We start from the raw sequence: 21,599 nt of genomic DNA on the forward strand, positions 1-21,599 counted from the left end.
CGCCATGAGACGACCTGTCATCGGCCTGCTGGCCGGCCTTCTGCTTGCGTCCACCGCGCAGGCGCAATCCTTCCCGGATCGCCCCATCCGGCTGGTGATCCCCTTCGCGCCTGGCGGTGCCGCAGACACAGTGGCGCGCACCATCGCCCGCTATCTGCCGGAGCGGCTCGGCCAGCCCGTGATTCCGGAGAACCGTCCCGGCGGCAACGGCATGCTCGGCGTCGACGTCGTGGCCAAGGCGCCGCCCGACGGGCATACGCTCGTGCTCAGCGCGCTCGGCGCGCTGGTGGTCAACCCGCACATGATGCGCATGTCCTACGACCCGCTGGCGGATCTCGCGCCGGTCGTGCTGGCCGTGCGCAACCCGCTGGTGCTGGTCGCGAATCCCTCGCTGCCGGCGCGCGACATCGCCGGCCTGCTGGCGCTGGCGCGCACCCGTCCCGGCGAGCTCGGCGTCGGCTCCTCCGGCACCGGCAGCACCAACCATCTCGCGATCGAGCTGCTGAACCTGATGTCGGGCGTGCGGCTGCTGCACGTGCCCTATCGCGGCGAGGGGCCGGCGATGACCGACCTCGTCGGCGGGCAGATCCCGATGGTGATGACCACCATCGTCGCCGCCCGCGGCCATATCGACGGCGGCCGCGCCATCGTGCTCGCCACCGCCTCGGCCGAGCGCACGCGGCTGATGCCGGACGCGCCGACCATCGCGGAATCCGGCGTGCCCGGCTACGCCGCCGAGGCCTGGCTGGGCGTGCTGGCTGCCGCGCGCACGCCGCCCGCCACCATCCTCCGCCTCAACGCGGAGATCACGGCGGTGCTGCGCCGGCCCGACGTCACCGCGATGCTAGAGGCGCAGGGCACCGAGGTCGCCACCGGCACGGCCGAGGAGTTCGCCGCCTATATCCGCGCCGAGTACGAGAAGTACGGCCGCCTCGTCCGCACGGTCGGCTTGCGCCCGGATTGAGGAATCGCCATCGGGTTTTGCTTGACCGCGGCGGAGCAACCCGCAACCCTCTGCCCATAAGAGTGCGGCCGAAGAGCCGCATCACGCAGGGAGCTTGTCCATGTCCGTTTCACGTCGCGGCCTCGTCGCCGGCAGCGTTGCGTTGCCTTTCGCGCCGCTTCCCTTCTCCGCCATGGCCCAGCCCGCCGGCGGCCCGCCTATCCGCATCGGCGTGCTGTTCGACCTCTCGGGCCCCTTCGCGGCGGCCGGGTCGCAGGCCTGCTCCGTCGGCGCGGAGATCGCCTTCGAGCTGTTCAACGAGCGCGGCGGCGCCGGCGGCCGCCCCGTGCAGGCCGTCGCGGCCGACAGCCAGAGCCGCGCCGAGGTCGCGATCAACGAGGCCGAGCGCCTCATCAGCCAGGAGCGGGTGGATGTCGTGCTGGGCGTCTACAGCTCGGCCCACGCCGTGCCGCTGGCGCAGCGCTTCGAGGCGCAGCGCAAGCTGCTCTGGATCACCACGGCGGTCTCGACGGCGGTGCTGAAGGGCAAGAACTTCACCCACGTCTTCCGGCCCACCGTGCACTCCGACCAGTACGGAGAGGCCTCCGTCCAGTTCATCGCCGAGCATTGCCAGCGCGCCTTCCGCCTGGCCCCGCGCGACGTGAAGATCGCCATCATCCACGAGGACGGCCCCTACGGTACCGGCGTGGCCGGCGCGACGGAGGAGCAGGCCAAGGCCGCCGGCATGAAGATCGTGCTGCATGAGGGCTATTCGGCCACGACGCCCGACCTCTCGACGCTCGTCACCAAGCTGCGGCGCGAGCGGCCGGACGTGATCATGCACACCGGCTACAACCCGGATATCACGCTGTTCCTGCGGCAGGCGAAGTCGGGCGGGCTGCGCACGCGCATGATCATCGGCGAGGGCGCAGGCTATTCGCAGATCGACCGCCTGACCGAGACCTTCGGCGCCGAGATGAACGGCTTCTGCAACGTGGACCCGGCCGGGACGCAGATGCTGGAGCCCGACAAGCTCACGCCCGAGGCCCGCGACCTCCGCCAGGTGCTGATGCAGCGCTACGAGGCCCGCACCCGCGCGCGCGACCTGCCGACCCATGCCTCCACCGGCTTCAACAGCAGCTGGACCTTCCTCGAGAATGTGCTGAAGCCCGCCGTGCGCGAGGGCGACGGCAGCATCCAGGCGATGATCCGCGCGACGCAGGGCGTGGACCTGCCGGTCGGCGGCACGATCCAGGGCCATGGGCTGAAGTTCAACCCGCCGGGCCATATCCAGGCCGGACAGAACGAGCGCAGCTCGACCGTGGTGATGCAGTACGAGAATGCGCGGGCGAAGGTCGTGTGGCCCACCGCCATCTCCAGCGGCCCGCCGATCCTGCCCTTCCCGGCCTCCAGCCCCTTCGCGCTGAGGAGCTGATGCTCCTGGAGGTCTCGGGGCTGACGAAGAAATTCGGCGGCTTCACGGCGGTGGACGATGTCAGCTTCAGCGTGGCCCAGGGCGAGATCCTGGGCCTGCTGGGCCCGAACGGCTCGGGAAAGTCCACTACCTTCAATTGCATCGCGGGGATGCTGCGGCCGACCTCGGGCAGCGTGAAGCTGGACGGCGAGGAGATCGCCGGCCTGAACGCGGATGCGACCTGCCACAAGGGCATCGGCCGCACCTTCCAGATCCCGCGCCCGTTCCGCGAGCTCTCGCTCCTCGAGAATGCCACGCTCGCCGCCTATTACGGCGCGAACGGCCATATCACGCGCGCCGAGGCCGAGAGCCGCGCGCGCGATTCGCTCGCCCTGGCGCAGCTCTCGGTCGATGCCTCGGCGCGCGTCAGCGGACTGGGCGCGGCGGGGCTGAAGAAGCTGGAACTGGCCCGCGCGCTGGCGACGCAGCCGAAGCTGCTGCTGGCCGACGAGAGCCTGGGCGGCCTCGATGCCGGCGAGATGCGCCAGGCCGCCGACATGCTGAAGCACATCCGCGACGTCCGTGGCATCACCATCGTCTGGGTCGAGCACATCATGGGCGTACTGCTGTCCGTCGTTGATCGCGTGGTCGTGCTGGACCACGGCGCCGTGATCTTCCAGGGCACGCCACGCGAGGCTCAGCAGGACGAGCGCGTGGCCGAGGTCTATCTCGGCCCGCCGGAGACGCGCGCAGCATGACGGAAGGGCCAGCCCTCGTCCTGGAGGGAATCCGCGCCGGCTACGGCGATTTCCAGGCACTCTTCGACGTCGGCCTGCGCGTCAGCCCCGGCGAGGCCGTGGGCGTCGTCGGCCCGAACGGCGCCGGCAAGACGACTCTGCTGCGCGTGATCTCCGGCATGATCCGGCCCCGCAGCGGCACCGCGCGCTTTGGCGATGTGGACATCGCCACCACGCCGTCCCACGCGCTTCCAGCCAGCGGCATCGCGCATGTGCCGGAGAACCGTCGTCTCTTCCCGCATCTGACGGTGGAGGAGAACCTGCGGGTCGGCGCTTTCATTCCCGCGGCGCGCAAGCGCTTCGCCGAGCGCGCGGATTACGTCTTCAGCCTCTTCCCGAAGATGGCGCAGCGGCGGCACCAGCTCGCCGGCACCATGTCGGGCGGCGAGCAGCAGATGTGCGCGATCGGTCGCGCGCTGATGTGCAGCCCGCGCATCCTGCTGCTGGACGAGCCCTCCGCGGGCCTCGCGCCGCTGGTCGTGGCGCAGGTCTTCGAGCTGGTGAAGCGCATCCGCGACGAGGGGCTGACCGTGCTCATCGTCGAGCAGAACGTGGCGCAGGTGCTGCGCGTGGTGGACCGGGCCTATGTGCTCGACGCCGGCCGCGTCGTGGCCGAGGGCGCCTCCGCCGAACTGGCCGCCGACCCCGCGATCCGCAATTCCTACCTGGGGCACTGACATGGATCCCTTCCTGATCGAGGCCCTCGTCAACGGCATCCTGCTGGGCGGTGTCTTCGCACTGCCGGTGCTGGGCTGCAACCTGGTCTTCGGCGTCGTGGACGTGGTGTGGCTCTGCTACGCCGAGCTTGTGATGGTGGGGATGTACGCCGTCTGGTTCCTGCACACGCAGCAGGCCTGGCCGCTGTATCTGGCCTTTGCGGCCGCCTTGCCGCTGGTCGCGGTGCTCGGTGTGCTGCTGCACCTGCTGGTGGTGAAGCCGCTGTTGGGCGCGCCACCGATCAACCAGCTGCTCGCCACCGGCGGCGTGCTCTTCATGCTGCAGGGCGGCGCCATGCTGGTCTTCGGCACGGATTTCCGCAGCCTCGGCGTCGAGCTCCCGCCGATGGAATGGCAGGACGTCTTTGTCTCCGGCACCAAGCTTGCCGCCTTCTGCGCGGCGCTGGTCGGCGCGGGCGCGCTCTGGGCCTTCCTGAAGTTCACCTATATCGGCATCGCTATCCGCGCCATCGCGCGCGACCGCGAGGTGATGCCGCTGATGGGTGTCGATCCCCGCCGCGTCTATGTCGTGGCCTCGGCAGTGGGCGGCGCGTTGGCGGGTCTGGCGGCCTGCCTGCTCGTCGTGCAGCTCGACGTGCATCCCTTCATCGGCCTCTCCTTCGGTCCCATCACCTTCATGATCTGCGTGATGGGCGGGCTCGGGAACATGCTCGGCGGCTTCCTTGCGGCCTTCCTGATGGGCGTGATCGTCTCCACCGGCAGCTTCTGGTGGAACACCGAGATGAGCTACGTCGTGGCCTTCGGCTTCTTCATCGTGGTGATCTTCGCGCGGCCGCAGGGGCTCTTCGCCCGATGATTCCAGCCGTCGTCGCGATCGTCGCGGTCCTGGCCGTCGTGCCGCTGCTCGGCACGCCGGACTACTTTCTGCATCTCGGCATCACCTCGATGCTGATGGCGGTCTCAGGCACCGGCTGGGCGATGATGGGGCGCTTCGGCCTGGTCTCGCTCGGCCATGGCGCCTTCATCGGCACGGCGGCCTATGTGATGGCGCTGCTGTGGAACGATGTGGGGCTGACGCCCTGGCTCGGCCTGCCCATCGGCGTGGGCGCGGCGATGATCCTGGCGGCGCTGCTCGGCTATCCCTGCTTCCGGCTGCGCGTGGTGGGGCACTACTTCGCACTGGTGACGCTCGCCGCCGGCGAGATCGTGCGGCTGCTGATCGTGGCGCTGCGCGAGTATACGGGCGGCTCGCTCGGCATGACGCCGCGGCTGGCGCCGGATGCGCCCTTCCTCGCCATGCAGTTCAGCAAGACAGGCTTCTGGTGGATGGCGCTGATCGTCTGGGTCTTCGGCCTGCTGGTCTGGTGGTGGCTGGATCGCAGCATGTCCTCCAGGGCGCTGGCGGCGATCAGCGAGGACCAGGACGCGGCGGCCTCCATCGGCATCCACGTCACCAGGGAGAAGCTGCGCGTCACGATCATCTCCGCGGGCATCGCGGCGCTCGGCGGGGCGCTGGGCGCGCAGTACCGGCTCTACCTCAATCCGGAATCCCTGGCGGGCATCGGCATCTCCCTGCAGATCGTCTTCGGCGCCATCGCGGGCGGGATGTACTCGATGCTCGGGCCGAGCGTCGGCGCGGTCTTCACCATTGCGCTGGAGGAGGTCCTGCGCGTGGGCTTCGGCACCGCCTTCATCGGCGCGGCGCCCTTCGCCTATGGCGTGCTACTGGTGCTCTTCATCCTCTTCCTGCCGCGTGGCATTGTGGGGTTCTTCGGGAAGCGACGATGACCCTGCGATTCGCGCTGTGCAACGAGGTCCTGCGTGAGCTGGATTTTTCCGCGCAAGCGAAGCTGGCCGCCAGCCTCGGCTATGACGCGCTGGAGGTGGCGCCCTTCACCCTGGACGCCGAGGCACCGCATCGCCTGCCCGCGGCGCGCCGTGCCGAGCTGCGCCGCATGGCCGAGGATGCGGGCGCGCCGATCGCCGGGCTGCACTGGCTTCTCGTCGCGCCCGCAGGACTCTCCATCACCGATGCCGGCCCGCATGCGGAAACGGTGGATGTGATGCGCGCGCTGATCGACCTCGCCGCCGATCTGGGCGCGCACTACCTGATCCACGGCTCGCCCGCGCAGCGCCGCGTCGCAGCGCCCGGTGACGCGGAGCGCGCCGAGGCGGCCATGGCCGTCGCTGCCAGGCACGCGGGCGCCGTGGGCCTGACCTATGTGCTGGAGCCACTGGATTCCGCCCAGACCAACTGGGCCGCGAGTATTGCCGAAGCTGCGGAGATCGTGGCCCGCATCGGCAATCCGGCGCTGCGCAGCATGATCGACGCCCGCGCGGCGGGATGCGGCGAGGCGGACAGCGTCCCGGACCTGCTGCGCCGCTGGGTGCCGACCGGCCTCATCGCGCATGTCCATCTCAACGACCGCAACCGCCGCGCGCCGGGGCAGGGCAGCGACCGCTTCGCGCCCATCCTCGCCGCCCTTCACGAGACGGGATACACCGGCATCTGCGGCGTCGAGCCCTTCGACTATCAGCCGGACGGCCCTGGCTGCGCCGCCCGCGCCATCGGCTATCTGCGCGGCATCGAGGAGACGCTGGGCGCATGAGGTTCCGCTTCGCCGAGATTCAGCGCCTCGAATGGCCCTTCACGCTGCGGATGCCGTTCCGCTTCGGCGTCATCACCGTGCGCGACGGTATCCAGGCCGTGATCCGCGCGCGCATTGTCACCGAGGACGGGCGAGAGGGCTGGGGCGTCTCGGCCGAGACGCTCGCGGCGAAGTGGTTCGACAAGGACCCCGCGCTGAGTGACGAGGACAACCAGCACCAGCTTCGTCGCGCCGTGGAGATCGCCGAGGTGCAGTCGCTCGCCGCTGGGGCCAATACCGGCTTCGGTCACTACGCCGACGGATACGCCGCGCATGTCGCCGCCTGCGCGGCGGAGGGGCTCAATCCTCTCGTCGCGAGCTTCGGCCGCTCGCTGATGGATCGCGCGGGCTTCGATGCGCTCCTGCGGATGCAGGATCTCTCCTTCGACACAGGGCTGCGCGCGAATCTCGGCGGCCTCGCGCCGCATCCCGCCATCCCCGACCTCGCCGGCTTCGATTTCGACGCGATGCTGGCCATGACGCCCGCACCCGGCCGCATCCACGCGCGGCACACGGTCGGTCTGCTCGACCCCATGACCGAGGCCGACCAGCACGAACGCGTCGGCGATGGCCTGCCCGAGACGCTGGCCGAGGTCGCCGCCACCTACCGCCACACCTATTGGAAGCTGAAGGTCGGCGGCGACGTCCGCGCCGATGTGGACCGTCTCTGCCGCATCGCCGACGTGCTCGACCGTCTGCACGGCTACCACGCCACGCTCGACGGCAACGAGCAGTACGAGGATGCCGAGGGCGCGCTCGCCCTCTGGCGGGCGATGCAAGCCGAGCCGCGGCTGAAGCGGCTCTGCGCCTCCATCCTCTTCATCGAGCAGCCCGTGAAGCGCGCCCGCGCGCTGGAGACGGGCATGTCGGCGCTATCAGCCGCGCGCCCGGTGATCATCGACGAGAGCGACGGCGCGCTGGACGCTTTTTGCGTTGCGCGCGGGCTCGGCTATGCGGGCGTGTCGACCAAGGCCTGCAAGGGAATCTGGCGCTCGCTGATCAACCTCGCGCGGTGCCGCGCCTGGAACGCGAAGGAGGGCGGCGCGCGCCACTTCATGTCCGCCGAGGACCTGACCACCATGGCCGGGACCTGCGTGCAGCAGGACCTGGCCCTGGTGAGCGCGATGGGCCTGCCGCATGTGGAGCGCAACGGCCACCACTTCATCGACGGCTTCAACGGAAGGCCCAAGGCCGAGGCCGTCGGCTTCATGGAGGCGCATCCCGATCTCTACGCCGATACCTCGCGCGGCCCGCGCCTGCGGATCCGCGAGGGCGTGCTGGAGATCGGCAGCCTCGCCGCGCCCGGTTTCGGGACCGCGGAGGTCCCGGATTTCAGGGCGATGCAGCCGATGGTGTCAGCCGCCTGGCCTCAATAGCGTCGTGACGCTCGCGGATCACGCGCAGCACATGCTCGGGCTCCTCGGCCCACCAGCGGCGGGACAGCAGCTCCACCTCGGTGAAGCCGCCATAGCCGGAGGCCTCGGCCATCGAGCGGATCGCGGCGATATCGATGACGCCGTCGCCGGGCATGCCGCGGTCGAAGACGAGGTCGGTCGTGGGCACCAGCCAGTCGCAGGCGTGGAAGGCGGCGATGCGGCCCTCCGCGCGGCGCATCTGGTGCGCGAGGTCCGGGTCCCACCAGACATGGTAGACGTCGACCGTGACGCCAGCGCCTTCGCCCAGCGCCTCGCAGAGATCGAGCGCCTGGCCGAGCGTGGACAGCACGGAGCGGTCCGCGCAGGTCATCGGATGCAGCGGCTCCAGCGCCAGCACGACGCCCGCCGCGCGCGCCTCCGGCAGGATGGCGGCGAGTCCGTCCGCCACCATCGCCCGTGCGCCCGGCAGGTCTTTCGAGCCCGGCGGCAGCCCGCCGCAGACCATCACCAGGCACTGCGCGCCGAGCGCGTGCGCCTCCTCGATGGCGCGGCGGTTCTCCTCGATCGCGGCGGCGCGGCCTGCGGCATCCGCCGCGGTGAACAGCCCGCCGCGGCACAACCCCGTCACGGTCAGCCCGGCATCGCGGATGTGCCGCGTCGCGGCCCATACACCCATGGTCTGCAGCACGTCGCGCCAGGGCGAGATGCCCGGGATTCCCTGCCGCGCGCAGCCCTCGATGCACTCGGCGAGCCCCCACTTTTCCCGAACTGTGACAGTGTTGAGCGAGAGCGGCGTCATGCCACGCCGTGCAGCGCGAGGAGCTGCCGCATGCGCGCGACGGCGCGATCCGGATCACCCAGCAGCCCGGCCGCGTCGGCAAGCCGGAACAGCTCGGAAAAATGCTGGAGGCTGCGCGCGCTCTGCTGCCCGCCGACCATGACGAAGTGGTCCTGGTGGCCGTTCAGCCAGGCCATGAAGACCACGCCCGTCTTGTAGAAGCGCGTGGGCGCCCGGAAGATGTGGCGCGAGAGCGGGACCGTCGGCGCCAGGATCTCGTGGAAGGCGCTGATATCGTTGCGCGAGAGCGAGGCCAGCGCCCCGCCGACCGCCGGCGCGATGGGATCGAAGATGCCGAGCAGTGCGTCGGAATACCCGTGCCCGTCGCCGGCGATGAGCTCGGCGTAGTTGAAGTCGTCGCCGGTGTACATGCGCACGCCGGGGGGCAGCCGGCGGCGCATCGCGATCTCCTTGCGGTCGTCCAGCAGCGAGATTTTTACGCCATCCACCTTGTCCGCATGGGCGTGGATGACGTCGAGCGCGACCTCCATCGCCTTCATATGGTCCGTATCGCCCCAATAGCCTTCGAGCGCAGGGTCGAACATCTCGCCGAGCCAGTGGATGATGACGGGCTGGCGCACCTGGCTCAGCACACGGGCATAGACACGCTCATAGTCCGCCGGCCCACGCGCGGCCTTGGCCAGCGCGCGCGAGGCCATCAGGATGATGCGCCCGCCCATGGCCTCCACGGCCGCGCATTGCTCCTCATAGGCGCGGATCACGTCGTCCACCGTCACGTCGGGGCCGGGAGTCAGATGGTCCGTCCCCGCGCCGCTCGCGATCACCGCGCCGGGCATATCCTTCGCGGCGTCGAGGCTGAGGCGGATGAGCTGCTGCGCGGCCGTCCAGTCCAGCCCCATGCCGCGCTGCGCGGTGTCCATCGCCTCGGCCACGCCGAGGCCGAGCGACCAGAGATGCCGGCGGAAGGCGATGGTGCGATCCCAGTCCACGACAGCGTCAAGCCAGGGATTCTGCTCGGCCAGCGGATCGGCCACGACATGCGCCGCGGCCAGCGCCACGCGCGGGAAGGGCGGCGTCGCACGAGGGAAATCGCGCGGCGGGCTGGTGGTGAAGGGGGCAAGCTTGCCGTCCGGCGTCGGCAGGTCGAGGGTCGGCATCGCTCAGGCCTCCAGCCGTGGAAGATCAATCCAGCGGCGTTCCTTCCAGGATTGCAGCCCGGCCATGGCCAGCTGCACGCCCTTGGCGCCCGCCATCAGGTTCCAGGGATACTCCGCCACCTCGCCCACGACATGGCGGAGGAACAGCTCCCACTGCGCGCGGAAGCCGTTGGGATAGGGCTGCGTGTCCGGCACCTTCTGCCAGCCCGCGAAGAAGTCGATGGTCTGCGGCACGTCCGGGTTCCAGACGGGCTTGGGCGTGTTCACGCGCGACTGCGTCCAGCAATCGGTGAGCCCGGCGACGGCGCTGCCATGCGTGCCGTCCACATGGAAGACGGCGAGGTCGTCGCGCCGCACGCGCGTGGTCCAGCTGGAGTTGATATGCGCGATGGCGCCGCCCTCGAGCTGGAAGGTGGCATAGGCCGCGTCGTCGGCATCGGCCTTGTAGGGCTTCCCGTCCTCGCCGATGCGCTCGGGGATACCAACCACGCCGAAGCACGACACGCTCTTCACCTCACCGAAGAGGTTGTCCAGCACGTAGCGCCAGTGGCACAGCATATCGAGGATGATGCCGCCGCCCTCGGCCAGCTTGTAGTTCCAGGAGGGGCGCTGCGCGGGCTGCAGGTCGCCTTCGAAGACCCAGTAGCCGAACTCGCCGCGGATGCTGAGGATGCGGCCGAGGAAGCCGCTGTCGATCACCATCTTCATCTTGCGCAGGCCGGGCAGGAAGAGCTTGTCCTGCACCACGCCGTGCTTGATGCCCGCCCTCGCGGCGAGGCGCGCGAGGTCGAGCGCATCCTCCAGCGTATCGGCCGTGGGCTTTTCGCAATAGACGTGCTTGCCGGCGGCGATGGCCTTGCGGACGAGGCCGGCGCGCATCTGCGTGGTCGCAGCGTCGAAGAAGATCTCGTCGCGTGGATCGTCCAGGCAGGCGTCGAGGTCGGTGCTGATGCGATCGACGTGATGCGCCTTGGCCAGCGCCTCCAGCTTGGCGCGGTTGCGGCCGGTGAGGATGGGGTCGGGCATCAGCCGGTCGCCATTGGCCAGCGGCATTCCGCCCTCGGCGCGGATGGCGGCGATGGAGCGGATGAGATGCTGGTTCATCCCCATCCGGCCCGTGACGCCGTTCATGATGATGCCGATGCGGCGTTCCGCCATGCCCGTCTCCCGCCTTGTTTTTATAAGTAACTATCTGGTTACTTTGAGCCAGGCAGGCCGAGCGGTCAAGGACGCAGGTAGCCGAGGACCATGGCCACCACATGCGCCTCGCGTGCGTCCAGCGCCGCCTCGCTGCCGAGGTCGGTGCCGAAGATGGTCGAGAGCGTGTGCATGTTCGCGACGGTGAAATGCCCCAGCGCCACGATGGAGAGATAGAGCTGCAGCGGGTCCACGTCGCGGCGGAACAGGCCCGAATCCGCGCCGCGCGCCAGCACGTCGCGCAGCCTGGATGTCAGCGGCGAGTAGAGCGCCGGCACATCCGCGGAGCGCGCCAGATAGGCCGCGCGATGGATGTTCTCCTGGTTCAGCAGCGCCACGAATTCCGGATGCCGCGCCGTGTAGCGCAGGTTGAAGGCGACGAGCCGCGCCATGGCCTCGGCGGGCGGCAGGTGGGTGACGTCGAGCCGCTCCTCCTCAGCGCGCTTGGCGGCATAGGCGGCCTCCAGCACGGCGAGCCAAAGGTCCTCCTTCGCGCCGAAATAGGCGTAGAGCATCCGCTTGTTGGAATTGGCCCGCGCTGCGATCTCGTCCACGCGCGCACCGGCAAGGCCATGCGCGGCGAACTCTGCGGTGGCCGCGTCGAGGATGCGCGCGCGTGTGGCTGCAGCACGAGGCGAAAGCTGGCTCACGCGCCCTGCTTGCGCAGCCCCCAGAAGAGCGGCGTCGGCCAGCGCACGAAATCGGTGAGCCGCGTGCTGACGGCCGTCGCGAAGTAGAACTGCCCCAGCGGGATGAAGGGCACGTTCCGGAAGGCGAGCACCTGCATCTGCCGCGCGATCGCCTGCTGCCCGGCAAGGTCCGGCGCCTCCAGCCACTGGTTGCGCAGCTCCTCCATCCCGGGATCGGTCGGCCAGCCGAACCAGCCCTGCAGCCCGCTGCCGCGCAGCGGCTGGTGCACCACCGGATCCATCACCGAAAGCCCGCTGTAGGAGGTGCAGAAGGCGTTCCACCCGCCGCGTTCCGGCGGTTCGCGGCTGCTGCGGCGCTGGATGAGCGTGCCCCAGTCCATGCTCACATAATCCACGTTGATCCCGATGGCGCTCATCGTCGCGCGCATCACCTGCGCATAGGCCTGCAGGTTCGCCTGGTCGGAGGGGGACATCAGCACCACGCGCTCCCCGCGATAGCCGCTCTCCTGCACGGCGCGCCTGATGGCGGCGAGGTCGCGCGGCGCGTTCAGCGCCTCCATGCCGGCGTCGTTCGCCATGGGCAGGCCGGCGGTGAAGACGCCGACGCCGGTGCGGTAGAGCTCGCGCTCCTGGCCGAAGGCGGCCTCCATGAACTGCTGCTGGTCGATGGCGGAAAGCAGCGCGCGCAGCAGCTTCGGATTGTCGAAGGGCGGGTGCAGATGGTTGATCGCGAGCATGGCGATCGCGCCGATCCGGTCGTTCACCAGCACGCGCGCGTTGCGGCTGCGGCGGATGGTGGGCAGCAGGTCGGGCAGCGGCTGCTCCACCCAGTCCACCTCGCCGGCGAGCAGCGCGTTGCCGGCCGTGGCGGGGTCCGGCATCACGATCCATTCGACGCGGTCGAAGTTCGCGACCTTGCCGCCGGAGAGATGGTCGGGCGGCTCGGCGCGGGGCGCGTAGCGCTCGTGCCTGATATAGGCGGCGCGCGAGCCGGGGCGCCATTCGTCGCGCAGGAATCGGTACGGGCCGCTGCCGACGTATTCGGTGATCTGCCGGTAGGCGTCGGTCTGCGCGATGCGCTCGGGCATGACGAAGAGGTAGTCGGCCAGCGCGTTCAGCATGAGCGGATAGGGGCGCTTCAGCCGGATCTCCATCCGGTTGTCGTCCAGCGCCTTGATCTCCTCGGCGCGCTCCAGCAGGAGCTGGCCCATGGGCCGCCGCTTGCCCCAGCGGTTGATGGAGGCGACGACGTCGATCGCGCGCACCTTCTCGCCGTCGTGGAAGAGCAGGCCCTCGCGCAGGGTGAAGCGCCAGGTGAGCCGGTTGTCGCTGACCTCGTGCCCCGCCATCATCTGCGGCTGCGGCGCGTAGTTGCCGTCGAGCCCGTAGGGCGTGTCCCAGATCATGAAGCCGTGGTTGTAGGCGACGGTCGCCGTGGTCCAGACCGGATCGGGATTGGCGAGGTCGGCCTGCGGCACGAAGCGCAGCACGCGCGCGGGGTTCTGCTGTGCCAGCGCGGGCCGCGCGAGGCCGGCGGCGGCGGAGGCGAGGAGGAGGTCGCGGCGTTGCATCTCAGCGTCTCCGGAGGTGGGGCGGGGCCAGGCGGAAGGGGAAGAGGCCGATATCGAGCGCGGCCGGCCCCGGCGCGTCGACGTCGATCATGACGGGGCAGATGGGCGTGAAGCCGGCACGAAAATGGTTCTTCGCCTTCACGCAGAGCACGGCCACCTCGGAGAAGTCGATGCCGTGGATGTCGTAGAAGGCCGGGTCGTGCGCGGAGCCGCAAAGCGTCGTGACGATGATCCGCACCTGGCCGACGGCGAGCACGGCGCTCGGCCCGACGGCCATGGGCAGGCCGAACATCAGCCCGCCGCGGTTCACGTAGTTCCCGTCGGTCAGCGCGACGACCCGACCCTTCACCGGGACGGGCGGCCCGAAATCCTGGCTGATGCGGCCGCCGAGCGTGCCCTCGATCTCGGCGCCGATGCCGGCCTTCACGCAGCGCGCGACGAAATCCGGGTCGGCGAAGAAGGCGAAGACGACGGGCACCTCCGGCTTCGCTTCCAACAGCGCACGCAGCATTTCCGGGGTATCAGCGATGCCCCCGGAGAGCGGGTTGTCGCCGGAATCCACGACAGCCACCGGGCGCTTCGGGTTCACCAGTGCGTCCGCGATGCCTTCCGCCGCCGAGGGCAGCTTGATGTAGAAGCGGTCGAGGCGCTTCCGCATCTCCTCGACCAGCCGCTCCGCCGCCGTCTTCGCCAGATCGGCGTCGCCATCGGCGAAGACCACCGCGCCGGCGCCGGCGACGACCGTGTCGCCATAGGAAAATCCTCCGTAGGGCGTGGCGTCCAGGATGCGCGGGTCGAATTCCAGCGCGCGGGCGAAGGCTTCCAGCTCGGCCATCGGCCCCTCGGCCGTGCGCATGTTGATGCTGGGCAGGATGGCGTCGATCTTCGCGATGTGGCCGACCGGCTTCAGCTCGCCGCGCCAGGTGCGGTCCAGCACGTCGAGCACGCGCAGCGACGTCTCCTTCTGGTCGATATGCGGGTGCTCCTTGTAGCCCGCGGAGAAGGTGACGAGCCCGGCCGTGCGCGGATCGAGATTGGCGTGCAGGTCGAAGCTGACGCCGAAGATCTTCTCGGGCCCGATCGCCTCGCGCACGCGTCGTACGATCTCGTAATCGGCGAGGTCCATGCCCTCGACCACCATGGCGCCGTGCAGCGAGAGGAAGACGGCATCGAATTCCCCGTCCCGCAGACCGTCGAGGATTTCGGCCAGGATGGCCTCATAGGCCTCCCGCGTGACCGGCCCGGCCGGCGTGGCGCCGGCCATGCGGAGGAAGGTGCCCTGCCACTCGGGATGGGCCTCGAGGAAGGCGACGGCACCGCCGCCCTCCGTGCCCGTGCCGCGATAGACGGCGGCCGCCTCCTGGCCCTGGTACCATTCCCGCCGGAACTCGGAGAGGCCGGTCAGGACCGGCGAGAAGGAGTTTCCCTCATGCGCGAAGCGGGCGATGGCGAGGCGTGGCATGCGGTCTCCGGCGCGGACGGTCCTGTTGCGGCATCATAAGGACCGCCCGCCGCGCGCGTCACGCAGGCCCTTGCGTCATTCCGCCCAGCGCGGCTCGGAAGAGCCCAGTTTCCGGGCAGGAATCTCCGTCCCGACCTGCACGCCCGCGATGGCCACCGGCGGCCGGACGCGCCGCGCGGGGCCCCAATCCGTCGCCTCGACGCCCTCGGACAGGTCCGCCTCGCCGATGGGCGCCATCGGCGCCTCCTCGCGTGCGGGCCGCGACACCAGCAGCGCCGCCGTGCGCGCGAGCGAGGTGCGCGAGGCCGAGCCATGCCCCTCCGTCAGCCGGCGAGACAGCCCGCGCAACGCCGCGGCGGCCAGGATATAGCCGGTGGCGTGGTCGAGCGCCTGGACGGGCAGGGGTTTGGGCTTGTCCGTGCCGTACCGGCGCATCCCCTCCTCCGCGATGCCGCAGCTCATCTGCACCAGGCTGTCGAAGCCGCGGCGACCGGCCCAGGGCCCGGACCAGCCATAGGCGTCGAGCCGGACGTCCACGAGGCCGGGGCGCAGCGCATGGCGCGCTTCCGTGCCGAAGCCGAGCCGCTCCAGCGCGTCCGGCCGGTAGCCGTTGATGAAGATGTCGGCGCCGCGGAACAGCTCGGCGAGCCGCTCCTTCCCCTCGGCGCTGCGCAGATCCACCATCGCGCAGCGCTTGCCGGTGGTGACCTCGGGGATGATGCCGGGCTCGTCCCAGCCGGGCGGGTCGATGCGCAGCACATCGGCGCCGAGCAGGGCCAGGAAGCGTGTGGCGATCGGCCCGGCCAGGATGCGCGTCATGTCGAGCACACGCAGGCCGGCCAGCGGGCGCGCGGGGTCGAAGCGCCATTCGCGCTGCGGGGCGGCGCCGATCTTCTCGACCCAGAGCAGCGGCTCCCCCGCGACGGCCTGGCCCTGCGGATGCTCGGCCCAGGCGGCCAGCGGGCGCATCCGCGCCGCGCAGCCGCCGGCCGCGAGGATCGCGGCCTCCAGCTCGTCCGCCGACCATTGGGCCACGGCTGCCGTGACGGCCGGCTTCTCGGGCGGCGTGCCGAGCACGGAGAGCGCGGCCGCGCGGTGGTGCGGCCGGTTGGTGTGCAGCTTGATCCAGCCATCGCGCGTGGCGTAGTCGCCCGCCACGACGTCCCAAGGCTCCGGCAGGTCCCAGCCCTGCGGCTGGATGGCGTGGGCGAACCAGAGGGAAGCGAGGCGGCGGTCCGCCGTGACCTCGGGCAGGGTGCCGGTGCGGGCCGCGACCAGCTCCGCCGCCGCCAGCCCGGCCGCCGCGACGGAGGCCGCCGCGATCGGGGTGACGGCGAAGACCGACTTCAGCCCGCCCTCGCCGGTGAAGCGCACCTTGGCGAGATGGGCGGCATCCCCGCCGATCCCGGCCCAGATGTCCTGGAGAAAGGCGGCGTCCGTTCCCGTGTCCTGCTGCGCGACCTGATCCACGTGCTGTGCTCCCTTCGATGCGATGACCGAAGGCGCGAAGGCGCCGGAGGTCTGAATCGCGCATCCCGATCTGTTGTCTGGCCAGGGCACGCCTGTTCCGGCATATCGTCAATCTTGATTCCTCGAATCAACATCGGGTCCGCATGTCCAGTTACCTCACCGCCGAGGAGGCCGCGCGCCGGCTCGGAGTGTCGCGCCAGACGCTCTACGCCTATGTGAGCCGCGGGCTGCTGCGCGCCGCAATGGGTGGACATGGCGGCGAGGACCCGCGCCGCAGCCGCTACGCGGCCGAGGCGGTGGAACGGCTCGGCGCCGAGCGGCGGCGCGGGCGCAAGCCGAAGGAGGTTGCGAAGGCGACGCTGGACTGGGGCACGCCGGTGCTGGAATCGGCGATCACGCTGATCCGCGACGGTCGGCTCTTCTATCGCGGGCAGGACGCGGCCGCGCTCGCGCGATCGGCGACGGTGGAGGAGGTGGCGGCGCTGCTCTGGGAGATGCCGGTTGCCGACACCTGTCCCGTGACGGCCGCGGGCCCCGACGGTCCGCTCGACGAGGTGCTGCTGACGCGCTTCACCCTGGCGACCGAGGACGACCCCACCGCCCTCTGGCAGAAGGATCCGCGCCGCCTGGCCGAGGGAAGCGGCGCGCTGCTCCGGGCGATGCTGGGGGCCGTGCTGGGCAGATCGCCGGACGCCGGCCCGCTGCACCGGCAGATCGCCCAGGCCTGGAAGCTGGACGCGGAGGGCGCGGAGCTGGTGCGCATGGCGCTGATCCTCTGCGCCGACCATGAGCTGAACGCCTCCAGCTTCACCGCCCGCTGCGTCGCTTCCACCGGGGCCAGCCTGCGCGCGGCCGTCATCGGCGGCCTCGCGGCGCTCACCGGCAGCCGGCATGGCGGCGCGACGGCCCGCTTCGAAGCGCTGTGGAACAGCCTCGAGCCGGGCGACCCCGCGCCGCAGCTCCGCCGCCGCCTCGCCGCCGGCGACCACGTGCCCGGCTTCGGCCATCCGCTCTACCCCGAGGGTGACATCCGCGGCCGCGTGCTGCTGCCGCTGATCCTGCCGGGCTTCCCGGAGGCGCAGGCGCTCATCGAGGCGGTCGAGAAACTCACCGGCGAGCACCCCTCCATCGACTTCGCGCTGGTGGCGCTGCGGCGCGCGCTGCGCCTGCCGGAGGGCGCGGGTTTCGGGCTGTTCGCCCTGGGCCGCACCATCGGCTGGATCGCCCATGCGCTGGAGCAGCGCGAGCACGGCCAGCTCATCCGCCCCCGCGCCGTCTATGTGGGCCCTGTTCCGCCGGGCTGAGCCGCCCCATCATCGCCGACCCATCTTTCCAGGGAATCATCTGAGTGCCGCTTCTCGCCGACCCCATCGCCAGCACCCCGAAGCCGCCCGCGCAGGCGGATGTCGTGATCATCGGCGGCGGCATCGTCGGCGTCTTCGCCGCGCTGACCATCGCCAAGTCCGGCACCTCGGTCGCGCTGGTCGAGAAGGGCGTCGTCGGCGGCGAGCAGTCCAGCCGCAACTGGGGCTGGGTGCGCCAGCAGAACCGCGACGTCAGCGAGATCCCCATGGCGATGGAAAGCCTCGCCATGTGGGAGCGGCTGTCCGTCGAGACCAACGAGGACCTCGGCTTCCAGCGCAAGGGCCTGATCTACGTCACCAAGGACCCCGCCACCATCGCGACCTGGGAGAGGTGGGGGCAGCTGGCCAAGCCCTTCGGCATCGACACGCGCATGCTGAGCGCGGCCGAGGCTCGCGCCATGGCCACCGGCACCGCGGATGCCTGGATCGGCGGCGTGTATTCCCCGACCGACGGCAAGGCCGAGCCGAGCCTGGCCGCGCCGGCCATCGCCCGCGCCGCGATGCGGCTGGGCGCCTCCATCGTGGAGAACTGCGCCGCGCGCGGGCTGGAGACGACGGCCGGCCGGGTCAGCGGCGTGGTGACGGAGCATGGCACCATCCGCACGCAGTCGGTGCTGCTGGCGGGCGGCGCCTGGGCCTCGATGTTCCTGCGGCACCATGGCGTCTCGCTGCCGCAGGCGAGCATCCGCTCCACCTCCTTCCGCACGGCGCCGCTGCCAGAGATCGTGACGGGCGGGCTCTCCACGCCGCAATTCACGCTGCGGCGGCGGATCGACGGCGGCTACACCATCGGGCTCAGCGGCCGCGGCCGGCTGGAGCTGGCGCCGCAGGGATTCCGCTACGCGCGCGCGTTTTGGCCCATGTTCCTGGCACGGCGCGACAAGCTGGCCATCCGCATCGGGCGCTCCTTCTTCGACGGGCCGGAATCGATGAGCCGCTGGTCGCTGGATTCCGTCTCGCCCTTCGAGCGCATCCGCATGCTGGACCCGAAGCCGCAGCAATCCCTCATCGACGAGGCGCTGGTGGCGATGGGCGAGACCTATCCGGAGCTGAAAGGCCAGATCCGCGTGGCGCAGAGCTGGGGCGGCGCGATCGACTGGACGCCGGATGGCATCCCCGTGATCGCGCCCATCGCGAAGATCCCCGGGCTGGTCGTGGCGGCCGGCTTCTCCGGGCATGGCTTCGGCACCGGGCCCTCGGCCGGCAAGCTGGCCGCCGATCTGGTGACGGGCACCACGCCCAGCATCGATCCGACGCCCTTCCGCCACGAACGGCTGATCGACGGAACCAAGCTCACCGTGCCTGGCATGATCTAAGGCTGCGGGATGATCCAGAATCTTCAGGCCCTGCGCGCCTTCGCGGCGCTCAGCGTCGTTCATCTCCACGCCGCGCTGCAGACGCCCTGGGCCGTGGGGAATTTCGGCGTCGACATCTTCTTCGTCCTCAGTGGCTTCATCATGTCGCATATCTGCGCGACGGGGCCGGGCGGCTTCGTCCCGCGGCGCCTCGCGCGGATCCTGCCGCTCTACTGGATGGCGACGCTCGCCATGTTCGCCCTGGCCGTCGCCGCGCCGACGCCGGAACGGGCGGCCAATGCCGAGCCGCTGCACCTGCTGCAGTCGCTGCTGTTCATCCCCTACCTGAAGTCGCCGGGCCAGATCATGCCCATCCTCGACCTGGGCTGGACGCTCAACTACGAGATGGCCTTCTACGCGATCGTCGCCGGCGCGCTCGCGCTCGGGCTGCGGAGATACGCGACGGCGGCCGCGGCCCTCGTCGTCGTGGCGGGGGTGGCCGCGCTGAACGCCTATGGGCCGGGCAGCGTCGCGGCGATCTTCTTCACGAACTGGATCGCGATCGAGTTCAGCCTCGGCGTGGCCATCTACTGGCTGACGCGCTCGCCCGGCGCGGCGCGCGTGCCGCCGGCCATCTCGGTCGCGGTGCTGCTGCTGGCCGTCGTCGCGCTGGTCCTGGCCGAGATGAACGGCGCGACCACCGGGCGCACCGAGCGGCGGCTTCTGCTGCTGGGCCCGCCCGCCGCCGCGCTGGTCGCCGCCGCGGTGCTGCTGGAGCGCTCCCATGCGGTGCGGAGCCGCCTCGTCCTGCTGCTCGGCGACGCCAGCTACGCGATCTATCTGAGCCACGTCTTCACGGTGCAGATCCTGTACAAGCTCGTCGTGCCGCGCCTCGGCCTCGATGTGACGGGCGTGCCGGCGATCCTCCTGGCCCTGCTGGCCTCGGCGGCGGTCGGGATCGCGATCCACCTGTGGGTCGAGCGGCCGCTGCTGCGCCGCCTGGTCCCGGGGCGGCTCGGCAGCGCCGTTCCCGCGGCGCTGCCGGGCTAGGAATCACCCCCCGGGCGCGCCCTGCGTGTTCACGTAGAGCGAGTAGAGCGACTTGCTCGCCGCCATGAAGAGGCGATTCCGGTGCCGCCCGCCGAAGGCCAGGTTCGCGCAGCGCTCGGGCAGGCGGATATGGCCGATCGGCGCGCCGTCCTTGTTGAAGATGCGCACGCCGTCGAGCTCCGGCGTGCCCATGCCCCAGCCGCACCAGAGGTTGCCGTCGATGTCCACGCGGAAGCCGTCGGGCGTCTCGCCGTCCTTGCACTGGATGAAGATGCGGTTGTTGGAGAGGCGGCCCGCGCCGTCCACGTCGAAGACGCGGATCACGCGCGGCGTGGCCGCGGCTTCCACGACGTAGAGCTTCGATTCATCGGGCGAGAAGGCGAGGCCGTTGGGCCGGCCGATGTCGCCGGTCGCGACCGTGACCTGCCCGGTCTGCCCGTCCACGCGGTAGATGTTGGTGGGCAGTTCCGGCTGGGCCATCTCGCCCTCGTAGAAGCCGAGGACGCCGAAGGGCGGGTCGGTGAACCAGATGCTGCCGTCGGACTTCGCCACCACGTCGTTCGGGCTGTTCAGCCGCTTGCCGTCGAAGCGGTCGGCCAGGACGGTGATGCTGCCGTCGAACTCGGTGCGGGTGACGCGGCGCGTCAGGTGCTCGCAGGTGACGAGGCGGCCCTGGCGGTCGCGCGTGTTGCCGTTGGCGTTGTTGGAGGGGCCGCGGAACACGTCCACGCCGCCGGTCTCCTCGGACCAGCGGAGCATCCGGTTGTTGGGGATGTCCGACCAGATCAGGCAGCGGTGGTCGCCGAACCAGGCGGGACCCTCGCTCCAGCGCGCGCCGGTCCAGAGCTGCTCGACGGCGGCGAGCAGCAGGCGGTAGCGGTTGAAGGACGGGTCGAGCACCTGCACGGCAGGATCGGGGTAGCGTTCCACGTTCTGGCTCCGGGCTGAGGAGAGGAAGGCGGGCAGGGCGAGCACGGCCCCTGCGGCCGTGAGCAGGCCGCGGCGGTTGGCGTCCATGTGAGGTTCCCTCCGAGTGTTCTTGTCGGGCCGTTGACCGGCCATCGGACCGTTGCCGGCCGAGGGAACGCTAACACGGGGATCATGGCGCGCCAGCCTCACGGCCAGGAGACCTTGAGGGCGCGGGGGATGTACCGGCGGCCTGCGACGAGGGTGTGGAGGCTCTTGAGGCCGCGGATGAAGTCGCGCGCGGCCTGCTTGTTGCGACGCCATCCGGACAGTCGCTCCCTGATCGGCAGCTTCGGGATGATTTCGGACAAATCCGGATCGGGGCACATCCAGGGCGGTCCGGGCAGGGCGCGCTTGAGGTTGAGGCGTCGGATCAGGACGATGAGCGCGAGGCCGCGGATGCGGATGGCGCGGCGGGTGGCGCGGCAGATCAGGCCCTGGAGGCGGCGGAGCGGGTGGTCCGCCGGGGCGAGGGACAGGCCGATCAGCAGCCGCTCCCAGAGCGCGGCATGGGTCAGGCGTCGGAAGTAGCGGGAGATGGTGTCGGGCTTGCCGTATTGATCGGGGAGATCGGACCAGGGTCCATCGGTGGCGGCGACGCGGAAGATGGCGTCGAAGCGGGCGCGGTGATCGCAGGGGCGGCCGCGGGCCTCGTCGGAGAGATAGGGGAGAAGGGCGGCCCATTCGGCATCGGAGAGAGGGGCGTGGGTGACGTCTGACACTTGAACCTGGAGTGCCGGGATCAACCGGGACGAAACGGGAT

20 protein-coding genes are annotated in these 21,599 nt (G+C 70.6%); 11 read left to right on the forward strand and 9 right to left on the reverse strand.

The annotated features are described in order from the left end of the window. The first annotated feature begins 4 nt into the window (after positions 1–4). From AC1ROY_RS21445 to AC1ROY_RS21480, 8 genes are all read left to right on the forward strand, one after another. Complete coding sequence (locus tag AC1ROY_RS21445; RefSeq protein WP_493150919.1) at positions 5–964, forward strand: tripartite tricarboxylate transporter substrate binding protein; 960 nt, start codon at positions 5–7, stop codon at positions 962–964. A gap of 100 nt (positions 965–1,064) precedes the next feature. Beyond that, positions 1,065–2,378 (forward strand): ABC transporter substrate-binding protein, encoded by a 1,314-nt coding sequence (locus AC1ROY_RS21450; RefSeq protein ID WP_493150920.1) that lies wholly within the window; start codon positions 1,065–1,067, stop codon positions 2,376–2,378. Further along, the gene (locus AC1ROY_RS21455) at positions 2,378–3,115 is read left to right on the forward strand and encodes an ABC transporter ATP-binding protein (RefSeq protein WP_493150921.1); all 738 of its coding nucleotides are present in this window, start codon (positions 2,378–2,380) and stop codon (positions 3,113–3,115) included. Before AC1ROY_RS21450 ends, AC1ROY_RS21455 begins: the two co-directional genes overlap by 1 nt. Continuing rightward, complete coding sequence (locus tag AC1ROY_RS21460) at positions 3,112–3,831, forward strand: ABC transporter ATP-binding protein (protein WP_493150922.1); 720 nt, start codon at positions 3,112–3,114, stop codon at positions 3,829–3,831. Before AC1ROY_RS21455 ends, AC1ROY_RS21460 begins: the two co-directional genes overlap by 4 nt. Position 3,832: 1 nt before the next feature. Next, positions 3,833–4,687, forward strand: a complete 855-nt coding sequence (locus AC1ROY_RS21465; protein ID WP_493150923.1) for a branched-chain amino acid ABC transporter permease — start codon at positions 3,833–3,835, stop codon at positions 4,685–4,687. After that, complete coding sequence (locus AC1ROY_RS21470; RefSeq protein ID WP_493150924.1) at positions 4,684–5,619, forward strand: branched-chain amino acid ABC transporter permease; 936 nt, start codon at positions 4,684–4,686, stop codon at positions 5,617–5,619. The genes AC1ROY_RS21465 and AC1ROY_RS21470 overlap by 4 nt, the downstream gene beginning before the upstream one ends. Then, positions 5,616–6,440: a sugar phosphate isomerase/epimerase family protein gene (locus AC1ROY_RS21475; protein ID WP_493150925.1), complete on the forward strand. Its 825-nt coding sequence runs from the start codon at positions 5,616–5,618 to the stop codon at positions 6,438–6,440. The genes AC1ROY_RS21470 and AC1ROY_RS21475 overlap by 4 nt, the downstream gene beginning before the upstream one ends. Then, positions 6,437–7,855 (forward strand): enolase-like domain-containing protein, encoded by a 1,419-nt coding sequence (locus AC1ROY_RS21480; protein ID WP_493150926.1) that lies wholly within the window; start codon positions 6,437–6,439, stop codon positions 7,853–7,855. The genes AC1ROY_RS21475 and AC1ROY_RS21480 overlap by 4 nt, the downstream gene beginning before the upstream one ends. Here the strand turns inward: AC1ROY_RS21480 and AC1ROY_RS21485 are convergent. From AC1ROY_RS21485 to AC1ROY_RS21515, 7 genes are all read right to left on the reverse strand, one after another. Then, positions 7,812–8,654 carry a sugar phosphate isomerase/epimerase family protein gene (locus AC1ROY_RS21485; protein WP_493150927.1) on the reverse strand — a complete coding sequence of 281 codons (843 nt, stop codon included), beginning with the start codon at positions 8,652–8,654 and terminating at the stop codon, positions 7,812–7,814. The two genes, AC1ROY_RS21480 and AC1ROY_RS21485, sit on opposite strands and share 44 nt — an antisense overlap. Beyond that, on the reverse strand, positions 8,651–9,811 hold the full coding sequence (locus AC1ROY_RS21490) for a dihydrodipicolinate synthase family protein (protein ID WP_493150928.1): 1,161 nt from the start codon (positions 9,809–9,811) through the stop codon (positions 8,651–8,653). The genes AC1ROY_RS21485 and AC1ROY_RS21490 overlap by 4 nt, the downstream gene beginning before the upstream one ends. 3 nt (positions 9,812–9,814) lie before the next feature. Further along, complete coding sequence (locus AC1ROY_RS21495) at positions 9,815–10,969, reverse strand: Gfo/Idh/MocA family protein (protein ID WP_493150929.1); 1,155 nt, start codon at positions 10,967–10,969, stop codon at positions 9,815–9,817. A 65-nt stretch (positions 10,970–11,034) separates the two neighbouring features. Next, positions 11,035–11,658 carry a TetR/AcrR family transcriptional regulator gene (locus AC1ROY_RS21500; protein WP_493150930.1) on the reverse strand — a complete coding sequence of 208 codons (624 nt, stop codon included), beginning with the start codon at positions 11,656–11,658 and terminating at the stop codon, positions 11,035–11,037. Next, a complete protein-coding gene (locus AC1ROY_RS21505; protein WP_493150931.1) occupies positions 11,655–13,229 on the reverse strand; it encodes an ABC transporter substrate-binding protein in 1,575 nt (524 codons plus the stop codon). The genes AC1ROY_RS21500 and AC1ROY_RS21505 overlap by 4 nt, the downstream gene beginning before the upstream one ends. Before the next feature lies 1 nt (position 13,230). After that, positions 13,231–14,691, reverse strand: coding sequence for a M81 family metallopeptidase (locus AC1ROY_RS21510; RefSeq protein ID WP_493150932.1), 1,461 nt, complete (start codon positions 14,689–14,691; stop codon positions 13,231–13,233). Between the two features lie 75 nt (positions 14,692–14,766). Continuing rightward, on the reverse strand, positions 14,767–16,161 hold the full coding sequence (locus AC1ROY_RS21515; protein WP_493150933.1) for a CoA transferase: 1,395 nt from the start codon (positions 16,159–16,161) through the stop codon (positions 14,767–14,769). A gap of 143 nt (positions 16,162–16,304) precedes the next feature. Here AC1ROY_RS21515 and AC1ROY_RS21520 point away from each other — a divergent pair, with 143 nt between their 5' ends. The 3 genes from AC1ROY_RS21520 to AC1ROY_RS21530 are packed head-to-tail and all read left to right on the forward strand — an operon-like array spanning position 16,305 to position 19,870. Continuing rightward, positions 16,305–17,465, forward strand: a complete 1,161-nt coding sequence (locus AC1ROY_RS21520; protein ID WP_493150934.1) for a citrate synthase family protein — start codon at positions 16,305–16,307, stop codon at positions 17,463–17,465. A gap of 44 nt (positions 17,466–17,509) precedes the next feature. Further along, complete coding sequence (locus AC1ROY_RS21525; RefSeq protein ID WP_493150935.1) at positions 17,510–18,841, forward strand: NAD(P)/FAD-dependent oxidoreductase; 1,332 nt, start codon at positions 17,510–17,512, stop codon at positions 18,839–18,841. Between the two features lie 9 nt (positions 18,842–18,850). Beyond that, positions 18,851–19,870 (forward strand): acyltransferase family protein, encoded by a 1,020-nt coding sequence (locus AC1ROY_RS21530; RefSeq protein WP_493150936.1) that lies wholly within the window; start codon positions 18,851–18,853, stop codon positions 19,868–19,870. Between the two features lie 3 nt (positions 19,871–19,873). Here the strand turns inward: AC1ROY_RS21530 and AC1ROY_RS21535 are convergent, their stop codons facing one another. Both AC1ROY_RS21535 and AC1ROY_RS21540 read right to left on the reverse strand, forming a co-directional pair. Beyond that, entirely contained in the window at positions 19,874–20,887 is a 1,014-nt protein-coding gene (locus AC1ROY_RS21535; RefSeq protein WP_493150937.1) for an SMP-30/gluconolactonase/LRE family protein, read from the reverse strand. Positions 20,888–20,985: 98 nt separating this feature from the next. Next, positions 20,986–21,558: a transposase gene (locus AC1ROY_RS21540; protein WP_493150938.1), complete on the reverse strand. Its 573-nt coding sequence runs from the start codon at positions 21,556–21,558 to the stop codon at positions 20,986–20,988. Positions 21,559–21,599: the final 41 nt, after the last annotated feature.

The organism is Roseococcus sp. GW821-FHT12F05 (assembly GCF_058806835.1).

Excerpts from the sequence above, each read along its gene's own strand:
- AC1ROY_RS21480 (WP_493150926.1), top strand. The coding sequence starts at position 6,437 with ATGAGGTTCCGCTTCGCCGAGATTCAGCGCCTCGAATGGCCCTTCACG.
- AC1ROY_RS21460 (WP_493150922.1), top strand. The coding sequence starts at position 3,112 with ATGACGGAAGGGCCAGCCCTCGTCCTGGAGGGAATCCGCGCCGGCTAC.
- AC1ROY_RS21535 (WP_493150937.1), bottom strand. The coding sequence starts at position 20,887 with ATGGACGCCAACCGCCGCGGCCTGCTCACGGCCGCAGGGGCCGTGCTC.
- AC1ROY_RS21530 (WP_493150936.1), top strand. The coding sequence starts at position 18,851 with ATGATCCAGAATCTTCAGGCCCTGCGCGCCTTCGCGGCGCTCAGCGTC.
- AC1ROY_RS21520 (WP_493150934.1), top strand. The coding sequence starts at position 16,305 with ATGTCCAGTTACCTCACCGCCGAGGAGGCCGCGCGCCGGCTCGGAGTG.
- AC1ROY_RS21455 (WP_493150921.1), top strand. The coding sequence starts at position 2,378 with ATGCTCCTGGAGGTCTCGGGGCTGACGAAGAAATTCGGCGGCTTCACG.
- AC1ROY_RS21510 (WP_493150932.1), bottom strand. The coding sequence starts at position 14,691 with ATGCCACGCCTCGCCATCGCCCGCTTCGCGCATGAGGGAAACTCCTTC.
- AC1ROY_RS21475 (WP_493150925.1), top strand. The coding sequence starts at position 5,616 with ATGACCCTGCGATTCGCGCTGTGCAACGAGGTCCTGCGTGAGCTGGAT.
- AC1ROY_RS21445 (WP_493150919.1), top strand. The coding sequence starts at position 5 with ATGAGACGACCTGTCATCGGCCTGCTGGCCGGCCTTCTGCTTGCGTCC.
- AC1ROY_RS21490 (WP_493150928.1), bottom strand. The coding sequence starts at position 9,811 with ATGCCGACCCTCGACCTGCCGACGCCGGACGGCAAGCTTGCCCCCTTC.
- AC1ROY_RS21505 (WP_493150931.1), bottom strand. The coding sequence starts at position 13,229 with ATGCAACGCCGCGACCTCCTCCTCGCCTCCGCCGCCGCCGGCCTCGCG.
- AC1ROY_RS21495 (WP_493150929.1), bottom strand. The coding sequence starts at position 10,969 with ATGGCGGAACGCCGCATCGGCATCATCATGAACGGCGTCACGGGCCGG.
- AC1ROY_RS21470 (WP_493150924.1), top strand. The coding sequence starts at position 4,684 with ATGATTCCAGCCGTCGTCGCGATCGTCGCGGTCCTGGCCGTCGTGCCG.
- AC1ROY_RS21485 (WP_493150927.1), bottom strand. The coding sequence starts at position 8,654 with ATGACGCCGCTCTCGCTCAACACTGTCACAGTTCGGGAAAAGTGGGGG.
- AC1ROY_RS21450 (WP_493150920.1), top strand. The coding sequence starts at position 1,065 with ATGTCCGTTTCACGTCGCGGCCTCGTCGCCGGCAGCGTTGCGTTGCCT.
- AC1ROY_RS21465 (WP_493150923.1), top strand. The coding sequence starts at position 3,833 with ATGGATCCCTTCCTGATCGAGGCCCTCGTCAACGGCATCCTGCTGGGC.